Below are 22,569 nucleotides of genomic sequence, written 5' to 3' on the forward strand. Positions count from 1 at the left end.
TCATCCGCTCGTCCCAGCAAGGCGCCGCGCCTGCATCACGTAGAGTGCAGCGGCCCACCAGTACAACGTCACGCCCCAGATGGCGAAGGCCCAGCCGAACACGCGAGCCAGCATCGCCACGGTGCCGTCGGCATCGCCCCACAGCAGCAGCGGGAACGCATAGAGCAAGCAGAACGTCGCGGACTTGCCCAGGAAATGCACCGGGAGCCCGGTGATGCCGTGGCGGGCCTTCACCACCGCGACGACGCCCAGCATGACGACGTCTCGGGCGACCAGCAAGATCGCGAACCACAGCGGGATGATCTCGCGCAGTGTCAGCGCGACGATCGTGGTGAGGATGTAGAGCCGGTCGGCGAGTGGGTCGAGCAACTGGCCCACCCGGCTGATCTGGTTCCAACGCCGGGCGAGCTTGCCGTCGAGGTAGTCGGTGAAGCCCGACACGGCCAGGACCACGATCGCCAACGTGTCAGCTTCCCGGACGAGCACGAGCCACAGGAACAGCGGCACGCCCAGCAGCCGGAGGAACGACAAGATGTTCGGGACGGTGAATACCCGGTCGGTCTGCACCGCCGTCTCTTCTACGTCCACAACCCGCCCTCCGGTGATTCCGCTGTTCGCCCCCGCATGTTCGAACCAAGGTACCCGGTTCACACTCCGGCTCCGTGCCGGAGTACGCCGTCCGCGGGCTGAGAAACCACGAAGAAAGTGCGGAGCAAGGACCTCCGGTCAGGATCGGCCACGCGATCCACACGAGCGGATCGCCGCACTGGTTGACGCACTACGGGGGTAAGCGACGGTGCCAGTATCGAATGAATGGCTGATCTTTCTCGGAACGGCCACGGTGTTCGCCTTCACTCCGGGGCCGGCGATGATGTACGTCCTTGCACGAAGTGTGCACGATGGACGGCGGGTCGGCATCGAGTCAGCTCTGGGTAACGCGATCGGAACCCTCGCCCATGTCCTTGCCGCGGCGGTGGGGTTGTCGACCCTGCTGGCAACATCGCCGGTCGCGTTCGCCGCGCTCACCTACGCCGGGGCGGCGTATCTGGTCGTCCTGGGCGTGCAGGCGCTCCGGACCTGCCGTGGAGTCGAGCAGGCGCTCACCGGGGGCACCGCGAGCGCGCCGAGCGGCTTCGCTGGATCCCCGTTGGTTCAGGGCATCATGGTGGAGACACTCAACCCGAAGACGGCGCTGTACTTCATGGCGCTGCTGCCCCACTTCGTCCACCCTGATCGCGCCGCTCCCGCGGCGGTACTCAGCATGCTCGGCCTGGTGGTCGTCGTCGTAGCGCTCACCGCGGACGTGATCGTGGCGCTGGCCGCGTCCCGGTTCCGCGTCCGGCTCGCGACGAATGTTCGCTGGCAGGTCGGTCAACGTGCCGGCAGCGGCCTCGTACTGATCGGTTTGGGCACGTTCGTGGCGGTGGCATGAACGCGGGGTCCGGGCTCGGAATGCGACTGCTGCGCACGTGGTTGGCTCTGGCATGCCGTTACACGGAGATTACGAACCCAGCCCGTCCGAATGGGCCCGCAACCAGGCCGAGACCTACGAAACCTCCGGAGGCTCACGCGCGACGACACTACGCGACCGTCCGGTCGTCGTGCTGACGTCGGTCGGCGCCAGGACCGGCAAGGTGCGCAAGACTCCGCTGATGCGGGTGGAGCACGACGGGGAGTACGCCGTCGTGGCCTCCTTGGGCGGCGCCCCGAAGCACCCCGCCTGGTACCACAACCTCGTCGCCAACCCGCGCGTCGCGTTGCAGGACGGGCCGGAGAAGAAGGAGTACATCGCGCGCGAGGTCCACGGGGACGAGCGTGCGCTGTGGTGGGAGCGCGCCGTGGCCACCTGGCCGGACTATGACGCGTACCAGCGAAAGACCTCGCGCTCGATCCCGGTCTTCGTCCTCACCCCGGCCCCGCCCGCCTGAGTGCCCACCTCGCGGCAGGGCCGCTCAGCCGGTCGACGCCAACGCCTCCTCATCCTGCGACGACAAAGCCGTGGACGCAACGTCCGGTGCCGCAGCGGTTTCCGCGGCCACCATCTCGGCCTCAGTCTGTCGAACCCGGGGTGGCGCAGCGGACCAGGCCTTGAGATTCTGCAGCACCTCGGCGTAGAACTCATCCGTCGCGTTCAGGATCGAGTCGATGAACGCGCCACGCCCCCGGCCCCGCTTTCCACCGACGGCGGACGTACAAGCGACCCTGAACGATCGGATCTCCTTCGACCGGTCCGCGACCAGGACCGAAGCGTCCTCCCGGATGTCGCGCAGAAGTCCGGCCGTACTGGCTCCCCGGCCACGGGCCACGAACGCTTCGACGCGCAGCCCATCCGGTGCGTTCTTCAGCTGTCGAACGAGCCAGTTGACGCGTGTGGTGGCCCTGCCCTCCCGTGGGGCGTCAACGTCGACGAAACATGTGACGTCCTTTGCGCGCAGGTCAACCAGCACGTTGAGGTGGCCGACCGTGTCGGGAACCCGAATGGCGCCAGCAAGCCGTCCGTCCTCGACGAGGCTCGATATCAACGTCTGCGTTCGCGTGTGGGGTTCGGTGAGTTCACGGCGCGACAGAAACGGCGTCACCTCAGTTCCCAGTTGTCGCCCCAGGCGCAGGCTCGCGAATCGCAATAACGCATCGAAGCGCGAGGCGACCTCCGCGACCCCAGGGTCAGTAGCTCGCAGCGTTCCTGCTCTGACGGCATCACGCACGTCAACCCAACTGTCGCTCATGTCGTCGAACTCCATCGCGCCAGACTTGGGGTGTTCCAGATAACGGATCAACTCGCCAAGGATCCAAGCCTGATCAGGATCCGCGACTCCGCGAAACTCCTTCTGCATGACCGCCTCGGTCAGAACCCTGGTCCACGACAGATGATGGAGCGCCACCTTGCGAAGCTTTCGCCGGTCGACGGCGGTGGGGTGCTGCCCGGCGATCGCGGGTATCTCGTTGGAGACCGTGATCACTGCGTCGAAGCGCTGATCACGAGCGATATCGAGATAGTTCTCCAGCTGGTCGCTCTTCAGCGGATTAGAGCCGGTCTTGACTTCGATCAATGCCGTCCAAACGGTCCGCCCTCGACACACCCGGATCAGCCCGTCCGGGTAGAGCCTCGTATCACCGACGGTGAATGGAACCTCGATATAGGTCTCGATCTTGCCGGCCGGCGCTCCGTACGGTTTCGTCAGGGCGCGCCCGAACTCGCGGACGGCCGACATGACAGCCAGCAGTGCTGACGTCGCTCGACGTTCTTGTTCTTCAGCCCCGTTGATTCCTGACGTGGGAATCAACCTCGCTTCGTGCCACGATTCTTCACTCATCTCGCCCCCCGGACGCTCGGGTCACCTCGGGCAGCACACGATACGGCGGGGGCCGGACACACCATGACTGGCGGGTTTTGGGCGTCATAGCGCCCAAAATCGACCAGCCATAGAGCTGCACCGGGGTTTCCTGCCGCCGCGGAGCGGACACGGAGAGGTCATCTCGGCCCGGGCGGGCGGACGGCGGCGTAGCCTGCCAGAGTGGATGACGAAGATCGCATCGCGCTGTTCCTGGACTACGAGAACCTCGCCATCGGTGCTCGCGAGCACCTCGGTGGCATCGACTTCGATGTGCGCCCGATCGGCGATGCCCTGGCCGAACGCGGCCGCGTCGTCGTTCGGCGAGCCTATGCCGATTGGTCGTATTTCGACGAGGACCGCCGCATGCTCACCCGGTCGCATGTCGAACTGATCGAGATGCCGCAGCGGATGGGCGCCTCGCGCAAGAATGCCGCGGACATCAAGATGGCCGTGGACGCCGTGGAGCTCGCCTTCGTCCGCGACTACGTGTCGATCTTCGTCATCTGCACCGGCGACAGCGATTTCACCCCGCTGGTCTACAAGCTGCGCGAGTTGAACAAAAGCGTGATCGGAGTGGGAATCCGGGACTCGACGTCGGCCATGCTCCCGCCGGCATGCGACGAGTTCCTCTACTACGACGACCTCGAAGGCATCGAACCGGGACGGCCGAAGAACCGGGCTCGGCAGCGTCGGCCGGCCGCACCACCGCGACCGGCCGAGCCGGACGTTGCGGTGCCGGCCGACGACGACGCCGCAGACACCCAGCAATCCCTGGATCTCGACGACCTGGCTGTGCTGGTCGCGCAGACCGTCTCCGGACTCCAGCGCACGGGGGGCCAGGTCACCGCGTCCACGCTGAAACGCACCCTGCTGCGGAAGGACCCGACGTTCAACGAAGCCGATTACGGCTTCCGTGCCTTCGGTGAGCTACTGCGTCATCTGGCCGAACGTCGTGTCGTCGAGCTCGCCGAAGGCCCCACCAAAGGCGACCCGGAAGTGCTGCTGCCTGAGCTCGGGGGGCAGGAGGACGCCTTCAACCTGCTCCGCTCGGTCGTCGCGGACCTGATCGACAAGAACGGCCGCGCGGCTCTGTCCGGGCTCAAGAACCAGATCCGGCGCGTACGGCCCGGCTTCAGCGAGAAAACCCTCGGGTATCGAAGCTTCCTGCAGTTCTGCCGCGCCGCCGACACCACCGGTGTCATTCGCCTCGAATGGTCCGACGACGCTGACGACTACCTGCTGACGGTCCCATCCACGCGCTGAAGCGCCCTCCGGCCGCACGTCGTCAGCCGGTCGCGGCACCGAACCACCTCGACATGTGAGACACGAGATCCGCCTGATCATCACCGGCCCAGACGACGTGGCCGTCCGGGCGTATCAGTACGGCGGGTACATCCAGCTCCGCGCTGGAGTCGACGACGTGGTCGACGCGTTGCGCCCAGCCTGTCACCGACAGTGCGCCGGTTTGGTCCAGCAGGAGCCCGCGCCCGCCGTGCATCAGTTCGTACAGTCGGCCACGGGTCAGCTTCACGTCCCGCAAGCGCCGGCCGAGCAGGTCGTGTCCGTCTCCGACGTCGTATCGGATCGCGATGGCGACGATCTTCTCGATCACGTGCCGAGTCACGTCATCGAAGTCCATCAACTCGGCCAGCAGACGGCGCACGGCCCGAGGTCCGGGCTCGTTGGACAGCAGCTCGCTCTGAGCACGGGTGTTGTTCAGCACATCAGCGCCCACCGGGTGTCGTTCGGCGTGGTAGCTGTCCAGTAGCCCGTCCGGCGCCCAGCCGCCGACCGCGGCGCTCAATTTCCAGCCGAGGTTGAAAGCGTCTTGGATGCCGAGATTGAGACCTTGTCCACCCAGCGGCGCATGAACGTGGGCGGCATCGCCGGCCAGCAGCACCCGGCCCACGCGATAGCGCTCGGCTTGCCTCGTGGCGTCGCCGAAACGCGACAGCCAGCGCGGTGAGTGCACACCGAAGTCGGTGCCCGCGAACACCTTCAGTTGCTGTTTCAGTTCGTCGAGACTCGGTGGAGCCGAGCGGTCCTCGGCCACGCCGGCCGCCGGGACGACGACCCGATACAGCCCGTCCCCCGACGGCCCGGCGCCGAACCCCTGGTGGGTCTGCCGGACTTCGGCCGTCACAGCGGCCAGCGTTTCCGGCGACGCCGTGGCCTCCATCTCCCCGAGGAGCCACTCGGTGCCGGCCGGCTCGCCCGGAAACTCGACGCCGAGCAGTTTGCGCACCGTGCTGCGTCCGCCGTCACAGCCGACGAGGTAGCGCGAACGTAGCCGTGCACCATCAGCCAGGTGGGTGGTCACGCCGTGCTCGTCCTGGCTCAGCCCGACCACCTCGCGGCCGCGCCGGATGTCGGCGCCGAGTTCGACCGCGCGCTGGGTCAGCAGTCGCTCAGTGGTGGTCTGCGGAATGCCGAGGATGTACGGGTGTGACGTGTCCAGCCGGTCCGGCATCGGTTTCGTGATGCCGGCGAAGTGACTGGTGAGTGGGTACTGCTGGCCGTGCGCGAGGAAGTGCTCCAGCATTCCGCGCTGGTCCATCACCTCGATGCTGCGTACGTGCAAGCCCAGCGATCGGACCTGCTTGGTCGGTTCCGGCTCCTTCTCCAGTACGAGCACGTTCACGCCGTGCAAGCGCAACTCGCTGGCGAGCATCGTGCCGGTCGGCCCGCCGCCGGCGACGACAACGTCGATCATGAATCCCCATTCACGTGGCGTACCGGTCCCGTCCCCGGGCACCGGTTCAGCTGCCCGACCGCGTTGATTCCGCAGGTGGTAGCCGTGTCGGACAACTGTGCGCCATTGGGGGGGCCTTGCCGCAAGGCCCCCCGTCCGCGGTAGGTTGAAAGTGGCGACGAATGAGTGCCAATGAGTGGCTGCACGCATCCTTGCCGTTCTCCATGCCTGACCAGGCGCCCGCCGCAAAGCCTCGAGCTACGACCTGTAGCCAATTAATACAAGTCATACTTGTGTAAACTGCGCCGGTTCCGAGCCGAGAGGAGAACGTGACCGTGTCCGCTACAGCTGAGGCAATGGTGCTGGCTGTGTTCATCGTGGCCACGAGCATCTGGGTGGGTGGCTACAGCGCGATCGTCGTCGTCGCCCGGACCGCCTCGGCAACTCTCGACCCGGCCGTACGGGTTGCGTTCTTTCGCTCCCTGGGTCGCGCCTACTTCTGGGTCGGCCTGCCCGCTCTGATCATCGCCTTGGTGACCGGTGGGGTGCTGGCTCGTGACCTGCCGTGGGACGGCCTACTCATCGCGACGGTGACCATCGCCGTGGTGTTGCTGGTGAGCTTCGCCGTCGCGGTGGTCCAGGCCCGACGGATGACGCGACTGCGCCGGCGGCTACTGGAGTCACCCGACGACGAAGAGGTGGCAGAGCAGGTGCGACGAGGCTCGCGAGCTGCCGCCGGCTTGCGTGCGCTACTCGGCCTGCTCAGCCTCGCACTGGTGGTACTCGGCGCCTTCCTCGCTGTCTGAACCGGCCAGGCCTGATGATCGCGGACGCAGCGCGGCATCGCGTCGAGGAGCTGCGCTCAGGTGGACCCGGCACAGGTCGGGTTCGGCAAACGCCTCGAGCCGGTCCACCGTGACCGTCGAACCCCAAGCCTCCATCGCCCCCCGCATCAAGCCCAGATGGACGGGACACACGACGTCGGCGTGGTCTGCTGCGAGCTCAAGGAACGGGCAGTTCCGAAGCCCGATCTCCCGACGCCGAGGGTCGTCGCTCTCGTCGGGAGCGAACCCCAGCTCGTCGAGCATCCCGATCAGCAGCTGCACCGATCGGTCGTCGCCGCCGTCGCTGTCGACGACGTCGGCCGAAGCTTGCAGCCGTCCCCAGCCGCGCCCGGCCTCGGTGGCCCGCTCGCTCGGATCAGGATCGTCGGCCAAGGTGCTGGTGAGGATCTCGGCCAACACGCGATAGTGCCGAGGCCCCATCGGGTCCATCCGGCGCGCGGCCCTGAACAACTGCGGAGGACGGCCCGGCGCACCGCGCTCGACCGTCATGCTTTCGACTTGGCCGTTGTCGACGAGCGTCTGAAGATGAAAGCGAGCCGTGTTGGCGTGGATGCCGAGTCGCTCGGCGATCTCGGTGATGCCCAACGGCTGGTTCGCCGCACGGAGAAGTCGGAGCACTTGGGTACGACGTGCTGCCGGGCGTCGGGGCGTCGCACGTTTGGTCATCCGGTTCTCTCCCGAAGGCTCGCCGTCCAGTCACGACGTCCGGGGTGTCGACGACGTGCCGGGCCGAGCATGGACGCCATGGCCTAGAGTTTACATGAATCCAAGTTGTGAAAACTCGAGAGGCGGGAGCATCGTGATGCCACCGGAGACCGCGAACACTCAGGAAGTTCACGAACTGGATGTGCGCGGTATGCGCAAGCCGGACAAGCACCCCACGATCTTCGCGACCTATGCCGCCCTGCCGGTCAATGGTGCGTTCGTGCTCGTCAACGACCACGACCCGCAGCATCTGCGTGAAGAGTTCGAAGCCGATCACCCCGCCAGCTACGGCTGGGAGTATCTCACCCGTGAACCGCGCAACTGGCGGATCAAGATCACGAAGCTGGCCAGCACTCCCCTGCCGCGCGTCCTGGTCGACACCACGACGATCACCGCTGACCCGGCGACCGCCGACGTGACCGGTGCGGCGTGGAAACTGCAGATCCGCGAGCGCGATCTGGACTCCAACATCATCGCGCTGCCACCGGGCGGAACCATCGACTCTCACGCCGGACCCGACCTGGACGTGCTCGTTCATGTCCTGGCCGGCAGTGGCCGGCTGGTCACCGAACTCCACACGATCGACCTCACCCCCGGCGTGCTGCTGTGGCTGCCGCGCCGTTCTCGGCGCCAGGTCAGCGCCGGGGACCACGGCCTGCGCTACCTCACCGTCCACCAACGCCGCGAGGCACTCGTCCTGGACACCAGCAGAGCTCGAGAGCCCCGGTGAGCTGACACACCGCACAAGATCACGAGCGCTTGGCTTTGCGCAGCGCACGGCGCCGACGCCAGCCGGGCGCGTCGGCGGCCACCTTGCTCCAGTGGAGCCGGCCGGTCAAGACGACGACGGCACGAGGCGATGTACCGCGAGCCGCTTCCACACCCACTGTCGACCCGTGCTGCTCGAGGCCGGTGGTCTCGAGCTGGATGTCGTCTGGGACGATCAGGCGAAAGCGGCTGTGCGTGAGATCGACATCGATGCGGATCGCCGGTCCCGGCAGGTCCGCCTCCATCAAGTCGAGCACCAGCGACGAGTGCCGCAACGTGACGACGAGGTGGTCCGGTACGGCCCATCGGCCGGCCCGCTCGATCTTCGTGTGTGCGCCGGTGATCGTCACCGGCTCACCGGGGCGGATGGTCGCTGGCACGGGCGGAGACGGAGCCAGGACGGCGGCGGCCCCGGGCAGGTGGATCAACGCCGCTTCGAGATCGCCGCGGGTCCGCGCCGCCATGACCGCACCGAGGCGTTCGTCGATCTCGTCGAGGCCGATCTGCCCATGGCTCAGCGCAGCCTGGACGAACTCCGTGGCACGCTCGCGATCGGCGTCAGATATCCGTTCCAACGCCCGCGACGCGGCCGGATCATCATGTCGAGCCGGTTCATCGCCCATGGCGCAGAACTTTACGCGCGGATCGGGCGCGCAAGGACGCGCGAACATCGACAGCGTCACCCGCAAGAGTCACACGTCGACGGTGATGGAGCATCGCCAGCCATCTGGGCCTGCATCGATCAGCAGCTCGTGCAACGACACCGCTTTGGGGATCGCCCCGATCTGCGGAACCTCCGCCGCGTTGCACATCGTCATCCGAGCGTCGAGCCCCGCGTCCGTCGGGGTCAGGTCGACGGCGATTGGTGCTTCGTTGTCGGTGTCGAGACGGAAGATGACCTCGTCGACCACAGCGACGAGGAGGTCTTCATCGGTGTCCCCGCGCAGTTGGCAGTGGTGGGTACGCACGGGGCGAGCCGCGGAGGTGTCCAGAAAACCGTTCACAGCGCCCAGCACCGCCTGAGCGATGCACTCTTCCCGCGACGGTGCCCACGCCTCCACCCGGACATCGGCGGTGTGCGGCACGGTTCGATAACCAGCGGATCGCTCGGCCACGATCGGTCTCCCTCGCCCTCCACGCTGCGCATGCGCGACCAGCACTTCTCCAGCCTCGCACAACGAGGCTTCCGACTCGGCGAAGATGGGGCACGCGCGGTACATGCCGACGCGGTTGGGTATACGGGTGTGAGCAGGAGATGGCGAGCAGCGAGTCGAGAAATCCATGAAGATCGTCGAAGAGGCTCCGAACAGATATCGGATTCCCCGAGAAGGTGCGATGAGGGTGCCGGGGATCGTCTTCGCATCCCCGTCGTTGCTGCCCGGAGAGGCTGACGACGCAGCGCTGGTCCAGGTCGCGAACGTCGCAGAACTGCCGGGCATCGTGCGGGCTTCCTTCGCGATGCCCGACGTGCACTGGGGCTACGGCTTCCCCATCGGCGGAGTGGCCGCCACCGACGTCGACGATGCCGGCGTCATCTCCCCCGGAGGCGTCGGCTTCGACATCTCGTGCGGCGTACGCCTGCTGGTGGCCCGTGACCTCGACCGGACAGAGTTCTCCGGCCGGCGCGGCGCCGTGATGGATCGGCTGGACACGGCCATTCCACGCGGCATGGGCACCAAAGGGATCTGGCCCCTGCCGGATCGAGCCACGCTGCGTCGCGTGCTCGAAGCCGGTTCACGTTATGCGGTGGAACAAGGACACGGCGTCCCACGCGACTTGGACCGGTGCGAGGACCGTGGCGAGTTGGCCGGCGCCGACTGGTCGGCGGTGAGTGATCGTGCGATCGAACGTGGACTCGATCAGGTCGGCAGCCTGGGCTCGGGGAACCACTTTCTGGAGATCCAGGCCGTCGACGAGATCTTCGATGCGCAAGCCGCTGCGGCCATGGGCCTCGATCACGGCGCGGTCTGCGTGATGATCCACAGTGGTTCGCGCGGCCTGGGGCACCAGGTGTGCAGTGACCACGTCCGCAAGATGGACAAGGCCATGGCGCAGTACGGCATCGTCGTCCCGGACCGGCAACTCGCCTGCACCCCGGTTCGTTCGCCCGAAGGCGAGGCGTACTTGGCGGCGATGTACGCAGCCGCCAATTTCGCACGGGCGAACCGCCAGCTGCTGGCCCAGGCCGCGCGCGAGGTTTTCGAAGCCGAGGCGGCCACGACCTTGGACCTGGTCTACGACGTCTCGCACAACCTCGCCAAGGTCGAGGTCCACGACGTCGACGGGCACGAACGGACGCTGTGTGTGCACCGCAAAGGCGCCACTCGGTCGTTGCCGCCACACCACCCGGATCTGCCCGATGATCTCGCCCCCGTGGGCCAGCCGGTGCTGATCCCGGGCACGATGGGGACCGCGTCCTACGTACTCGCCGGCGTGCCCGACAACCCGGCGTTCGGCTCCGCCGCCCATGGAGCCGGACGGGTGCAAAGCCGCCAACAGGCGGCCCGGGGCACCAGCGGACGCTCTCTGCAAACTGAGCTCGAGGCTCAGGGCATCGAAGTACGAGGGACCTCATGGCGGGGACTCGCCGAGGAGAAACCCGACGCCTACAAGGACATCGACGCAGTCATCGACGTCACAGAACGGACCGGGCTCGCTCGCAAGGTGGCCCGGCTGGTTCCGCTCGGCGTGGTCAAAGGCTGAGCCGGCTGCGCCTCAACCGCGTCGTGCGGCCTGACGGTTCACCATCTCGGTGATCCACGTGGGCGCGTACGGCGACGTGCAGTTCGGGGGCGTCGGGTAATCCTTGAGCACTTCCAGCCGTTCGCCGATGTCGATGGCGCGAGCTCGGTGCTCGGCGTGCTCGATGCCGATGTGGCCCAAGCATTCGTTCATCGCCCACTGCAAGCGATCCGGCGCGTCCTTCATCTCTGCTTCGATGCGGTCGAGCAGCCCGGCGAGGTCGAGGTCGGCGGGATTCTTGACCACGCGCTCGGTCGTCAAGGCCCAGCCGGCGCTGGCCACAACGGGGTCGGGGTCGGCGAGCCAGGCTAAGCGCAGCCCTTCGGCGTGCGAGCTCTTCTTCACCACGTAGTTGACCAGCCAGTCGTGCACCTTGGGGGTTCGGGCCTGACGCAGCATGGCGTCCAGCTCCTCCGCCTCGAACGCCTTGGGCCGACAGATCAGGATGGCCAGGAGCCGCGCGGCGGAATCGCCGGTCTCCCAAAGCCGACGGCCGAGTTCGTGCTGCGTCTTCAGCTCTTTCGCCAGGGCACGCAGCTTGCCGAGGTTCACCGCGTGATCGTCGCCATGCTTCTGGTTGACCGCAAACACCTTCGGCTCGGCGAGCGCGTTCAATTCGGCCAGCACCTTGTCCGGTGTCATCGCGGTCATTTCAGCTCCCTCGTTCACACTGCGCACTCGACCATGTCATAAGGGCAGGACCGGATCAGCCGGTTGGCTCCCTGCGGTAGGCGCGAAGGAAGACCTTGCTGCCGGCGGCGATGGACTCGGCAAGCTCTGTTTCGTCCAGCGGCATCGACACAGCGAACATCGTCTGGTTGCTGGGAATCCACAGCAGCATCCCGGCGAAGTGTCGGGCCGCCAGTCGAGCGTCCGGGATGTCCAGCAGCGCTCGTTCATCGAGGATGGACAGGCAACGCGCAACCGAGTCCAGGACCGGCAAAAAGCCACTTTCCCAGTACAGGAGCCCGAGGGGCGGGAACCGGACGGCCTCGGCGATCACCAGCCGCCGCAGCTGCTGCACGCGCGGCGACATGATGGACCTCGTGAACTGCGTCGCCAGCAGATCGAGCGCCTCCTCGGCCGAGGAGATGCTGTGCATCTGCTCGGTCAGCGGCGCGAAGGGATCGCCGACGCGATCGCAGGCGAACTGGATGAGCGCCGTGAAGACACCCTCCTTGTCGCCGAACTCCTTGTACAGCGTCTGTTTCGACACTGACGCCGCTGCCGCGAGCTGATCGGTCGTGGTGCCTTTGTAACCACAGGCGACGAACACGTCGAGTGCGCGTTCGAGGATCAGTTCACGCTTCTGCGCCGATCTTGCCGCGCTCATCCAGCTCCTCAGTCAGGCGCACGCACGTGGGTACTGAACAGTACCGTACACTCGATCAAAACCGGACGAAAGGACGGCAGGATGTCGTTCCAGGCATACCTCGACGCCATCGAAGACAAGACCGGGCTCACCCCGCGCCGACTCCTCGACATCGCCAAGAGTCGAGGCTACGACTCCCCCGACGTCAAGGCCGGCGTCATCCTCGACTGGCTCAAAGAGGACTACGGGCTCGGCCGCGGGCACGGCATGGCCATGGTGCACGTGATCAAAGAAGGCCCGAAGATCGACAGTAAGCACGTCGGTACCACCGGATCGCATCGCGACGAGTCCGACACACTCTGGCTCGACGGCAAGGCGAACCGGCCACACTGAAGCCTGTCTGGTGAGCCCGACCTGAACGGTTACCGGTTGTGGTCGTCATCCACGAAACCCCGTTGGCCTGCGCCAACGGGGTTTTCGATGTCGTCAGGCCCGCTTCTCAGGGCTTGGCGATCCGTGAGCGCCGCCGGAGTTCACGGGGCGTTCGGCGGATGAACACCACGTCCTCGTCGGTGAACTGACCGGCCTCGCGGGGATCCGTCAGCGCCAAGCCGAGCACTTCACGAGGCAGGATGCTGCCCTTGCGCCACATCCATACTCCGCGCATCTGCTCTCCGAACACGTCGGCGCAATGAACGGATGACCGCCGGCCGAACGCTGCGCCGAGTTCTTTCGGCACGTTCGTGCTCGACGCCTCGGCCACGGCCTCGACCCACGCGGTCGCCACGGCTCGCTGCCGCTGAAGCGTCTCGCGCGGCGCCCGCAGATCGAACATGAACTGGATGTCGTCCGGAGCGTCGTTCGGGCCGGACATCCTGTCGCCGAGCCGGATCCTGCCGACGAAAAGCCCCCAGATCGGGATGCGGTCGCCCGCCAGTTTCGTCGCCATTCGCTCCAACGTCTCCGGCCGCAACCGCCGCCAGCGAACTTCCATTCGGACGTACTGCACGATCGAGGTGAGCAAGCCCCCGACCACGATGACCGCCAGAAGCACGGCCAGGACTCGCCGGACGGGACCATAGGAACTCCAATCGAAATTCGGCCCGACGACGATGACGGCGAGGACGGCCAGGAACAACGCGACCATGACCAGAGTGGCTCGTTGCCACGACACCGGCACGATCACGTAAGCGCGGTTGAGCGCCTGCGGTGAGTCCCACCTCGGGAGATCATCGGGACTCGGGACCCAGAGGTTGGAGCCGGCATCGTCGACCTTGCTCCACGCGTGCTGGGGGTCACCGGGCCATGCGGTCTCCACCATGGTCCCCTCTCCGTTTTCGGGTCATCACATCACGTTGATGATCCAAGACTCAGTCCTGGTCGCGAAAGCTCGTAGTGAGCCAGCACGTGTCGTCGAATCCGTTCGAGGCGGTGAATCTCCGGCTGCGGAGCGACCACCGGTACCCCACCGACCTGGGGTGGCCTCGGCGCCGACGAGCCCACAATCCGCGTGATTCCGGGCCTCGGATCATGGGCTCAGTTGGCCTTGGTCACGTGCAGCGACGTGACGGCGAGCAGCGGGACGCCGTACCAATAGCTGGGCCCGAGCCGATGCACGGTGCCTTGGCCGAGGTGGGATGCGTATCGCCGATTGAACGGCCAGGGGTCGGCGATGAGTAACTGTCCTCCGGGGCGCAGCACTCGCATCGCCTCGTCGACTGCGCGAAGGCGGAGTCCTGGCGACCGGAGGTTGTGGATCGCCGCGGCAGCGGTCACGACATCGAAGCTTTGGTCGGCAAAAGGTAGCGAGCTCAAGTCACCGGTTCGGACCTCGACCCGATCGGCGACCCCGGCCTTGGCAGCGTTGGCGAGCGTTGCCTGCGGACTGTTGCCGCTCTGGTCCACAGTCCACAGATCGATCCCGACGGCGCGACCTGATGGCAGGTGTTGCGCGGCGGCGATCAGCACCGCTCCGCGGCCACACCCCATGTCCAGCAACTGCTCGTCGCCGCGCAGGCCGAGCCGGTCCAGCTCCCGCTCCCAAACCCGGAACTTCCCCCGAAGTGTCGTGTGCAGATAGATGCCGGTCATGCTCAGAAGTGCTGCGCTGACCAAACCGAGCCGGGCCGATCGCCGCCTGACACCGCCTACCGCGGCAGCGAGGCCAGCGGCACCGAGAAGGGCGGGCAGTGGTGCCGCGTCGATGCCGTAGGTTGGCCCGCTTTTCTTGGACACGCTGTCAAAGTTATTTCAACTTTGACAGCGCGTCAAGGGTCTTGCGGGGCGGGGCGAGGCTCGGCGGTGGCGCCGAGGAGCCGCAGCGCGCTGCTCTCCAGCAGGCGCGCAGCCTCGTGGATCGCGTGACGTCCGGCGGCCGCTTGTTCCGCGGCCGTGTGGCCGAGTCCGAAGATGGCCTCGGTGAGCCAGTCCGCGGGCATGGCACGATCGAAGTCACCGGATCGCTGGCCGCGCCGGACGATTCGTTCGAGGTGATGTGCCACCATCTGATGGGCGTCGCCGCCATCGGGGCCGGGAGTCTTCGCGTACACCGGCTCGAGCGCGAGCGGGCATCGGTCGACGATCTCCCAACTGATCTGGAGAAACCGTCGCAACGCCTCAACGGGGGGCATGGCGTCGAGGCTGGCTGCCTCGACGGCCGCCAGGCCTTCGGCCCGTTCGGCGTTGACGATCTCCGCGACCAGTCGGTCGCGTGAGGAAAAGTGTGCGTAGACGGTTTGCCGCGTAACGCCAGCGGCCGCGGCGATCTCTTCGATGCTGGCGTCGGGCCGGTCGCGGAGCAGGCTGCGGGCAGCACTGACGATCGCGTCGATGCTGCGCTGGGCGTCGGAGCGACGCGGCCGCCGGGTCGCCCGAGTGTCCATGCTCGTACCGTACTAGCGAAGGGCGAAACTTGACGAGGTGTCAGAGTTTGTAATCTTTACATCATCTCAGAGACATACCGTGCGTGTCGCATCGCCAGCACCTTCGAACCGCGGGCAGACTCCCGCGCTCGATCGGGACACGCTCCGCGTCGCTGGAGTGGTGCTCCTTGGCGCCCGCTGCATGTCCAAGACATCCTCGGGCACGCCTCGATGAATCCCACCGCGGCTGTCTACACCCCGCAGACCGCACCCCGCAGACCGCCACCTCGTCTCCGCCGCCGAGCAGGCCAACGCGTTCCTCTCGGCCGCCGGACAACGCAAGCAAGCCGGGCGCAGCGACCCCACCGCCAGGCGACTGTGATGCGCGCCCAGAACATGACGAAGCCCCGGTGAGATGTACCGTCTCACCAGGGCTTTTACGTCGGGCTGACAGGATTTGAACCTGCGACCCCTTGACCCCCAGTCAAGTGCGCTACCAAGCTGCGCCACAGCCCGTGCTGCCTGAGGAAGCATACACGGGCCGCCCGAGCCCAGGACAACCCGAGGGGGTGATCACTCCCAGCGGAACAGCCGGGCGGACGCAAGACCGGCAATGGCCGCGACGACGACCAAGGCGACGAGGTTCACCGTGCCCGGCCAGGCGCCGTCCCACGCATCTTGCATCGCCTCCATGCCGGCGCCCATGGGGCTGACGTCGCGGATCGGGCGAGCCCATTCGGGCATGAGGTCCCCGGGGGTCCAGACGCCGGCGAAGAACATGCTGGGGAAGAACAGCAGCATCCCGATGGAGGTCGCCGACCGGCTCGTGGGAGCGAGTGCGGCGACCAGCAGACCGATGGCGAAGATCGCCGCGGTCATCAACACGAAGGTCAGTACGAAGCCCGCCACCTGGCCGGGGGTGCCCAGGTCGTACGCGCTCGCCGCCAGCACCAGCACCACGATGGCCGCGATGGTGGCAGCCGCCAGATTGATCAGCAGCTGCGCGGACAGCACGTTCACCGGATTGACCGGCGTCACCGACAGCCGTCGCAACACACCCTTTTCTCGATAGGCCGCCAGGACGGTCGGCAAGACGCTGAACCCCAGCATCGCCGCGGACAGCGAGAGCGCCATGACCGGCAAGAACCCGTCCGAGATCGCGTTACCGCCGGACTCGGCGTCCTCCCCCATGCCGATCGAGCCGAAGACCACGAGCAGCCCGATCGGGAGCGCGAAGGTCATGATCGCTGCCGTGGGTTCGCGGAAGAACAGCCGCGCCTCGACGGTGGTGATCTTGGTCAGTGCAGACATGAGATTCTCCTTGCGCGGATCAGGCCGCGGTGGTCGCGGAGTCGAACGCCTTGCCGGTCAGAGAGACGAAGGCGTCTTCGAGGTTGGCCCGGTCCAACCGCAGCTCGGTAGCGATCACGTCCTGGGCCGCGAGGGTGGTGACCAGCGAGTGCAGGACGTTGCCGGTCCCGGTGACGACGAGGTGCTGGCCGCTGCGGTCCACGTCGTTGACGTCGGGAAGATCAGCGAGCACGCCCACGTCGATCGGCCGGGACGGCAGGAACACGATGCGTTGCTCGTCGGTGACCCGGTCGACCAGGCCGGCCGGGCTGTCGACGGCGACCACCCGGCCGGAGTCGATCACGGCGAGGCGGTCGCACAGCCGCTCGGCTTCGTCCATGAAGTGTGTGACGAGGATGATGGTGACCCCGCGGGCTCGCACGTCCTCGACCAGTTGCCAGGTGTCGCGGCGCGCCCGCGGATCGAGGCCGGTGGTGAGCTCGTCCAGGACGGCGATCGTAGGCTTGCCGACCAGCGCCAGCGCGATCGACAGACGCTGCTTCTGCCCACCGGACAGCTTGTCGAACCGGGCGTCGGCCTTGTCGGCGATACCCAACTCGTCCAGCAGCGCGCGTGGATCCGCGGGATCGGCATAGAACGACGCATACAGGTCGAGCGCTTCGGCGACGGTGATCTTCTCGGGCAGCTCGCTCTCCTGGAGTTGCACGCCCACCCGGCGGCGCAACTCGGCCCGGTCGCGTCGCGGGTCCAGGCCCAAGACGCGGATGGTCCCGCCATCTGGTTGACGCATCCCGACGATGCTCTCGACGGTGGTGGTCTTGCCCGCGCCGTTGGGGCCGAGGATGCCGAAGATCTCACCTTCCTCGACCTCGAACGACACGTCGTCGACGGCGACGACGTCGCCATAACGCTTGTGCAGGTTGGCGACCTCGATGATCGGCATGACGTGGATTCCTCTCTGCTTCCTAAGCCTGCGGATGAACTGCCGTCGTGCGGACGAGAACGTGCGTAGCTGCGAACGTCAGGGCGATCACCAGTAACGACGTCGGGATGACCAGCCACAAGGGCCGACGCTCGATGCCCCAGAGGTCGATCATCAGCCCACCCGGCCAGCCGACCGACATCAGCGCTTCGACAGCCAGCGCCGGCGCGAACGTGAGCGGCAGCGCGATCGTCGGCCACAGCCTGCCCCAGCGGTAGTAGGTGGTCCCGATCAGCAAGCCCGCGGCGACGTTGCCGGCGACGGTGATCCCGACCTCGGGGACGGAGATCCAGACCTGGGTCCCGGAATCGAACAGATGCGGTGTCGTCAGTTCCTGGGTGAGCCCCGCGAGCTGGTACAGGCCGTTCTCGAGGGCGTATCCGACTGCTTCGAACACGGCCATGATCGCGGCGATGACCACCACGGTTCCCATGGCCCCGAGACTGAACGCCCGCCGGGTCACGCCGTTGGCGACGCCGAGGGCGAGGTAGACCGGCGTGAGCATGATCCCGAGGGCCAGCGGATAGTACCGAGTCGCGTACGCGGAGTTTTCCCACACGCTTCTCGCTTCCGGGCCGTCGAAGCCGTCCATGGCGACGATGAGCAGCGCGACCAGGAGGAAGCCCACGCCCACCGCGCCGATGAAGATCACCATCGACAGCGACAGCCCGCGTGTCTGGTCGCGGGTGACGAGTCCGGCCCTGCGATAGGTCAGTGCACTCATGCCGGGCCCTCCTTGGTCAGGTGGACGAACAGGTCCTGTAGGCCGACCGGTTCCAACTCCAGCCCGTGCGCCTGCGCCACGTCACGTTGCCGCTCACCCATCTCACCCAGCACGGTGACGGATTTGGTTCCGCCGAGGCGCCGTTCGGACAGGACCGTCATGCCATCGGTGAATCGCTCGACGACGCTGGCGGGGCCGGTGACGGCGGCGCCCTTCATACGCAGCGTCTCGGTCTCTTCGTGCGCGATCAGCCGGCCTCGGTCGAGGATGACGACCTCTTCGAACAGCCGTGAGACTTCCTCGATCAGGTGCGTGGAGATGATGAACGTGCGCGGGTGCTGCATGTAGTCCTCGAGCAGGATGTCGTAGAACGCGTAGCGCGTCGGCGCGTCCATACCGAGGTAGGACTCGTCCAGCATCGTCACCGGTGCCCGCGCTGCCAGACCCAGCGTGATGCCGAGAGCCGACCGTTGCCCACGCGAGAGCCGCGAGACCGTCCGCCGATCCGGCACCTGGAACAGCTCGAGCAGCCGCTCGGCGAACTCGCCGTCCCACTGCGGCCGGAACCGTTTCGTCCGGCGCAATTGTCCGCGGACCGACTCCTGGTCGGCGAAGTCACCGCTTTCGCGGATGAGGTACACCTGCTCGGTGATGGCCGGGTTCTCATAGGGCTGTTGTCCGCCGACGAGCACCTGCCCGTGCTCCACACGCATGAAAGCCGCGATCGACGACATCAGCGTGGTCTTTCCCGAGCCGTTCCGGCCGAGCAGTCCATAGATCTTGCCGCCGGCCAGGCTCACCGAGAGATCGTCGATGGCGGTCACGTCGCCGTACCGGACGGTCAGGCCCTGGACGTCGATTCCCAGGGTCATACGTTCTCACTGCCTTTCATTGCCGTGATGCGCTCGACGACGTCGTCGAGCGGGATGCCGATGACCCGCGCCTCGGCGACCATCGGCTCGACGACGTCGGCGAAGAATCGCTGCCGACGTTGCTCGAGTAGGGCGGCGCGAGCACCGGGGCTGACGAACATGCCGATCCCCCTCTTCTTGTAGAGCACGCCTTCGTCGACGAGCTGCTGAAACCCCTTGGCCGCGGTAGCGGGGTTGATCCGGAAGTGCGCCGCGTACTGGTTGGTCGACATGACCTGATCCTCGGCCTGGAGTTCACCGCTGAGGATGTCGTTCTTGATGGCCTCGGCGATCTGGTGATAGATCGGGCTCCGCTCGTCGAACATCGGCACCCCCTTCGGCTTCTCGGTTCATTACTCAACTAATGAACCACATAGCCAGCGAACCGTCAAACCGCACGTGGAGCCCGCAGCTGCACCCCTGGTCAGGATGCGTGCACACGCACGAAGGAATCACCGCGCCGGGAACGTGCGGGCAGATGAAGCCATGCTGGCGCGACAGGTGACTGCGACCCGATGGTCGGTGTCGGCGGGCTCGTGCCCGCGCTTGCTGTCGGCGGCTCGTGCTCGTGTGCGGTGCCGACGAGGCGATGACGCGATCAGCGAGAATCCAGGAGCGTGATGCTCAGGAACGCGACCGCCGCTCGCGAACCTTCATCGACACCTCGATGGGCGTGCCCACGAATCCGAACTCCTCGCGCAGCCGGCGCTCGATGAAACGGCGGTACGACGACTCGAGGAACCCGGTGGTGAACAGCACGAAGCGCGGCGGGCGGGTGTCGGCTTGAGTGGCAAACAAGATGCGTGGCTGCTTGCCGCCTCGAACAGGGTGCGGGTGGGACGCCACGAGCTGGCCGAGAAACGCGTTCAGCCGCGAGGTCGGTACCCGTGTGGACCAACCCTCGAGCGCGGCGTCCAGCGCGCGAACCAGGCGATCGACATGCCAGCCGGTCCGGGCCGACACGTTCACCCGCGGCGCCCAGGTCACCCGGACGAGTTGGCGATCGATCTCGCGCTCGAGCATCTCGCGGCGCTCGTCGTCGAGCAGGTCCCACTTGTTGTATGCCAGTACGAGAGCCCGGCCGGACTCCTCGACCATCGAGATGATGCGCAGGTCCTGTTCGGTCAGTGGCTCGCTGGCATCGATCAGGACGACGGCGACCTCGCAGCGTTCCAACGCCGCGGCCGTACGCAGGGAGGCGAAGTACTCCGCTCCTGACGCCTCGTGCACGCGCCGGCGGATGCCCGCGGTGTCGACGAATCGCCACGGCCGGTCGTCGAGCTCGATCAACTCGTCGATCGGATCGACCGTCGTGCCGGCCACGGCGTCGACGACGACCCGATTCTCACCGGCGAGTCGGTTCAGCAGGCTGGACTTACCGACGTTGGGTTTGCCCACCAGCGCCACCCGCCGGGGACCGTCGGCGTCGTCGCCGAACGATTCGGCCGGCGCGTCGGGCAGCGCCGCCACGACCGCGTCCAGCAGATCACCACTCCCCCGCCCGTGCAGGGCCGAGACCGGGTGCGGCTCGCCGAGACCCAGATTCCACAGTGCTGCGGCATCGGGCTCTCCGCTGGGGCCGTCGACCTTGTTCGCGACCAGGACGATCGGCTTGCCCGAGCGGCGCAGCACCCGCACGACGGCTTCGTCGGCATCGGTGGCGCCGACGGTCGCGTCCACCACGAAGATGACGACATCCGCCGCGGCCACGGCCACTTCGGCCTGCGCGGTGATGCTCGCCGCCATACCCTGCCCGTCCGGATCCCAGCCGCCGGTGTCGAGCAGGGTGAACGCTCGTCCGGCCCAGGCGGCGTCATAGGCGACCCGGTCGCGAGTCACCCCGGGAACGTCCTCGACGACAGCTTCGCGACGACCGAGAATCCGGTTCACCAGCGTCGATTTGCCGACGTTCGGGCGACCCACGACGGCGACCACTGGAGCGGGACCGTCGCCGACGTCGACGGACTCGCCGATGTCGGGGTCGACCTGCTCAGCAGGAACTCGATCACTCACCTGGGTACTCCTCCGGTCGGGACGCCGCGACAGCCTTCCAGTGCGCCACCAGGGCCTCGCGAAGCTGCTCGGTCGCAGCGTCCAGGGCCGCGCGAGTGCGTCCTCCACCGGCAGGGAGATACACCGGCTTCCCGAAGACCACATCCAGCCTGGACCGCAAGCCGGGCATCGCCCCCAGCGTACGTCCTCGCGCCCCCGTCCCGCTGAACACCACCGGCACCACTGGCGCCCCCGAGCGCAGCGCGAACCACGCCAGCCCGGTGCGCAACTCGCTGAAGTCGCCAGCGCCCCGGGTCCCCTCCGGGAAGACCACCAGGACTCGTCCCTCGTCGAGCACGCCGATGCCGGCCTTGATCAAGCTACGCCCCGGGTCGTCCCGGTCGAGCGGAATCTGGCCGACCGCGCGCAACAGCAGCCCCAACGGCCCCCGGAAAAGTTCGCGTTTGGCCAGCGTATGAACCGGACGTGGACTGCTCGCCATCAGCAGCGGCGCGTCGATGAATCCGGTGTGGTTCGGCGCCAGGATCACCGGGCCGTCGTCAGGGACGTTCGCAGCACCTTCGACCCGTACCGACCACAACGTTCGCAGCAACCCGATCGCGAGTATGCGCCCGGCCGCTGCACCGCGGCTGGTCGGCACCTCGGCATCGGGGGCACTCACGTCCGCGCCCCCGTGCGCCGCTCCACCACGGCCAGGACGGCGTCGACCGTCTCGTCGAGGGTCAGATCCGACGAGTCGACCACATCGACGCCATCGGCGGCCTCGGTGAACCGCGCCACCGTGGAATCGTCCGCATCGCGGCGCACCACCTGGTCACGGGTCGCCTCCACTGCGGCTGCGTCGTCGCTGCCGTGCAACTCCAGCGCGCGCCTGGCCAGCCGCGCCTGCTCGCTGGCGGTCAGGAGCACGCGCACCGGCGCGTCGGGTGCCACCACGGTGGTGATGTCGCGGCCCTCGATGACCACGCCACCGGCCCGCGCGATCTCCTGCTGGCGAGCGACCAACTCGGCGCGGACGCCGAGGTTCGTCGCCACCGCGCTGACCGCGGTGGAGATCCGGCTCTCGCGGATCACCTTCGTCACGTCGACCTCGCCGACCCGGACGTTCGGGTTCTTCGGGTCCATGCCCATGACCAGCGGCACCTGGGCCGTGCGTTCCGCGACCCGGTCGCGGTCAGCCAGATCGACGCCCTGTTCCAGTAGCCACCACGTCACGGCGCGGTACATCGCACCGGTATCGAGGTAGCGCAGCCCCAGTTTTTCGGCCACCCGGCGGGCGACCGTCGACTTGCCCGAACCGGACGGCCCATCGATGGCGATGACCATGTCACGCTGCCGGCCGGTCGCAGACGGTGCCGACGACGATGC

26 protein-coding genes and 1 tRNA gene are annotated in these 22,569 nt (G+C 67.1%); 7 read left to right on the forward strand and 20 right to left on the reverse strand.

What is annotated here, in order from left to right:
- Positions 1-588 carry a CDP-alcohol phosphatidyltransferase family protein gene (locus M6444_RS06250; RefSeq protein WP_298324329.1) on the reverse strand — a complete coding sequence of 196 codons (588 nt, stop codon included), beginning with the start codon at positions 586-588 and terminating at the stop codon, positions 1-3.
- A 208-nt stretch (positions 589-796) separates the two neighbouring features.
- Here M6444_RS06250 and M6444_RS06255 point away from each other — a divergent pair, with 208 nt between their 5' ends.
- Complete coding sequence (locus tag M6444_RS06255; RefSeq protein WP_298324333.1) at positions 797-1,432, forward strand: LysE family translocator; 636 nt, start codon at positions 797-799, stop codon at positions 1,430-1,432.
- 52 nt (positions 1,433-1,484) lie between these two features.
- Positions 1,485-1,928, forward strand: coding sequence for a nitroreductase family deazaflavin-dependent oxidoreductase (locus tag M6444_RS06260; RefSeq protein WP_298324335.1), 444 nt, complete (start codon positions 1,485-1,487; stop codon positions 1,926-1,928).
- 24 nt (positions 1,929-1,952) lie between these two features.
- Here the strand turns inward: M6444_RS06260 and M6444_RS06265 are convergent, their stop codons facing one another.
- Complete coding sequence (locus M6444_RS06265) at positions 1,953-3,314, reverse strand: hypothetical protein (protein ID WP_298324336.1); 1,362 nt, start codon at positions 3,312-3,314, stop codon at positions 1,953-1,955.
- 201 nt (positions 3,315-3,515) lie between these two features.
- Here M6444_RS06265 and M6444_RS06270 point away from each other — a divergent pair, with 201 nt between their 5' ends.
- Entirely contained in the window at positions 3,516-4,598 is a 1,083-nt protein-coding gene (locus M6444_RS06270) for a PIN domain-containing protein (protein ID WP_298324338.1), read from the forward strand.
- A 22-nt stretch (positions 4,599-4,620) separates the two neighbouring features.
- Here M6444_RS06270 and rox read toward each other — a convergent pair whose 3' ends face one another.
- Positions 4,621-6,048 (reverse strand): rifampin monooxygenase, encoded by a 1,428-nt coding sequence (gene rox, locus M6444_RS06275; RefSeq protein ID WP_298324341.1) that lies wholly within the window; start codon positions 6,046-6,048, stop codon positions 4,621-4,623.
- Between the two features lie 314 nt (positions 6,049-6,362).
- On the opposite strand from rox, the gene M6444_RS06280 reads away from it, so the two are divergent.
- Positions 6,363-6,833, forward strand: a complete 471-nt coding sequence (locus M6444_RS06280) for a hypothetical protein (protein WP_298324344.1) — start codon at positions 6,363-6,365, stop codon at positions 6,831-6,833.
- Here the strand turns inward: M6444_RS06280 and M6444_RS06285 are convergent.
- Positions 6,777-7,538: a helix-turn-helix domain-containing protein gene (locus tag M6444_RS06285; RefSeq protein ID WP_298324347.1), complete on the reverse strand. Its 762-nt coding sequence runs from the start codon at positions 7,536-7,538 to the stop codon at positions 6,777-6,779. The two genes, M6444_RS06280 and M6444_RS06285, sit on opposite strands and share 57 nt — an antisense overlap.
- 136 nt (positions 7,539-7,674) lie before the next feature.
- On the opposite strand from M6444_RS06285, the gene M6444_RS06290 reads away from it, so the two are divergent.
- Positions 7,675-8,307 (forward strand): DUF2249 domain-containing protein, encoded by a 633-nt coding sequence (locus tag M6444_RS06290; RefSeq protein WP_298324350.1) that lies wholly within the window; start codon positions 7,675-7,677, stop codon positions 8,305-8,307.
- A gap of 19 nt (positions 8,308-8,326) precedes the next feature.
- Here M6444_RS06290 and M6444_RS06295 read toward each other — a convergent pair whose 3' ends face one another.
- Together M6444_RS06295 and M6444_RS06300 are read right to left on the reverse strand one after the other, a co-directional pair.
- The gene (locus M6444_RS06295; protein WP_298324353.1) at positions 8,327-8,968 is read right to left on the reverse strand and encodes a DUF1707 domain-containing protein; all 642 of its coding nucleotides are present in this window, start codon (positions 8,966-8,968) and stop codon (positions 8,327-8,329) included.
- Between the two features lie 69 nt (positions 8,969-9,037).
- Positions 9,038-9,460: an archease gene (locus M6444_RS06300; protein WP_298324355.1), complete on the reverse strand. Its 423-nt coding sequence runs from the start codon at positions 9,458-9,460 to the stop codon at positions 9,038-9,040.
- Positions 9,461-9,626: 166 nt separating this feature from the next.
- Between M6444_RS06300 and M6444_RS06305 the strand changes: the two genes are divergently transcribed.
- Positions 9,627-11,048 (forward strand): RtcB family protein, encoded by a 1,422-nt coding sequence (locus M6444_RS06305; protein ID WP_363326255.1) that lies wholly within the window; start codon positions 9,627-9,629, stop codon positions 11,046-11,048.
- Positions 11,049-11,060: 12 nt separating this feature from the next.
- Here the strand turns inward: M6444_RS06305 and M6444_RS06310 are convergent, their stop codons facing one another.
- Both M6444_RS06310 and M6444_RS06315 read right to left on the reverse strand, forming a co-directional pair.
- Positions 11,061-11,738: a DNA alkylation repair protein gene (locus M6444_RS06310; RefSeq protein ID WP_298324361.1), complete on the reverse strand. Its 678-nt coding sequence runs from the start codon at positions 11,736-11,738 to the stop codon at positions 11,061-11,063.
- A gap of 55 nt (positions 11,739-11,793) precedes the next feature.
- Complete coding sequence (locus tag M6444_RS06315) at positions 11,794-12,420, reverse strand: TetR/AcrR family transcriptional regulator (protein ID WP_298324364.1); 627 nt, start codon at positions 12,418-12,420, stop codon at positions 11,794-11,796.
- Between the two features lie 81 nt (positions 12,421-12,501).
- Here M6444_RS06315 and M6444_RS06320 point away from each other — a divergent pair, with 81 nt between their 5' ends.
- Positions 12,502-12,792: a DUF4287 domain-containing protein gene (locus tag M6444_RS06320; protein ID WP_298324367.1), complete on the forward strand. Its 291-nt coding sequence runs from the start codon at positions 12,502-12,504 to the stop codon at positions 12,790-12,792.
- 106 nt (positions 12,793-12,898) lie between these two features.
- Here the strand turns inward: M6444_RS06320 and M6444_RS06325 are convergent, their stop codons facing one another.
- The 12 genes from M6444_RS06325 to cmk form a co-directional block, all read right to left on the reverse strand.
- Positions 12,899-13,720: a hypothetical protein gene (locus tag M6444_RS06325; protein WP_298324372.1), complete on the reverse strand. Its 822-nt coding sequence runs from the start codon at positions 13,718-13,720 to the stop codon at positions 12,899-12,901.
- Between the two features lie 215 nt (positions 13,721-13,935).
- Positions 13,936-14,634, reverse strand: a complete 699-nt coding sequence (locus tag M6444_RS06330; RefSeq protein WP_298324375.1) for a class I SAM-dependent methyltransferase — start codon at positions 14,632-14,634, stop codon at positions 13,936-13,938.
- A 32-nt stretch (positions 14,635-14,666) separates the two neighbouring features.
- Positions 14,667-15,281, reverse strand: coding sequence for a TetR family transcriptional regulator (locus M6444_RS06335; protein WP_298324377.1), 615 nt, complete (start codon positions 15,279-15,281; stop codon positions 14,667-14,669).
- A gap of 421 nt (positions 15,282-15,702) precedes the next feature.
- Positions 15,703-15,776, reverse strand: a tRNA-Pro gene (locus tag M6444_RS06340).
- A 57-nt stretch (positions 15,777-15,833) separates the two neighbouring features.
- Complete coding sequence (locus tag M6444_RS06345) at positions 15,834-16,571, reverse strand: ABC transporter permease (protein ID WP_298324381.1); 738 nt, start codon at positions 16,569-16,571, stop codon at positions 15,834-15,836.
- Positions 16,572-16,590: 19 nt separating this feature from the next.
- Positions 16,591-17,514, reverse strand: a complete 924-nt coding sequence (locus tag M6444_RS06350) for an ABC transporter ATP-binding protein (protein ID WP_298324383.1) — start codon at positions 17,512-17,514, stop codon at positions 16,591-16,593.
- Positions 17,515-17,536: 22 nt separating this feature from the next.
- Positions 17,537-18,277, reverse strand: a complete 741-nt coding sequence (locus M6444_RS06355; protein WP_298324388.1) for a hypothetical protein — start codon at positions 18,275-18,277, stop codon at positions 17,537-17,539.
- On the reverse strand, positions 18,274-19,149 hold the full coding sequence (locus M6444_RS06360) for an ABC transporter ATP-binding protein (RefSeq protein WP_298324391.1): 876 nt from the start codon (positions 19,147-19,149) through the stop codon (positions 18,274-18,276). Before M6444_RS06360 ends, M6444_RS06355 begins: the two co-directional genes overlap by 4 nt.
- Positions 19,146-19,514: a GntR family transcriptional regulator gene (locus M6444_RS06365; RefSeq protein ID WP_298324394.1), complete on the reverse strand. Its 369-nt coding sequence runs from the start codon at positions 19,512-19,514 to the stop codon at positions 19,146-19,148. The genes M6444_RS06360 and M6444_RS06365 overlap by 4 nt, the downstream gene beginning before the upstream one ends.
- 298 nt (positions 19,515-19,812) lie before the next feature.
- Positions 19,813-21,162 (reverse strand): ribosome biogenesis GTPase Der, encoded by a 1,350-nt coding sequence (gene der, locus M6444_RS06370; RefSeq protein ID WP_363326260.1) that lies wholly within the window; start codon positions 21,160-21,162, stop codon positions 19,813-19,815.
- A 31-nt stretch (positions 21,163-21,193) separates the two neighbouring features.
- Entirely contained in the window at positions 21,194-21,862 is a 669-nt protein-coding gene (locus M6444_RS06375; protein WP_298324399.1) for a lysophospholipid acyltransferase family protein, read from the reverse strand.
- The gene (cmk, locus tag M6444_RS06380) at positions 21,859-22,527 is read right to left on the reverse strand and encodes a (d)CMP kinase (RefSeq protein WP_363326261.1); all 669 of its coding nucleotides are present in this window, start codon (positions 22,525-22,527) and stop codon (positions 21,859-21,861) included. The genes M6444_RS06375 and cmk overlap by 4 nt, the downstream gene beginning before the upstream one ends.
- Positions 22,528-22,569: the final 42 nt, after the last annotated feature.

It is taken from the genome of Haloactinopolyspora sp. (assembly GCF_027324685.1).
Lineage (GTDB): Bacteria > Actinomycetota > Actinomycetes > Jiangellales > Jiangellaceae > Haloactinopolyspora.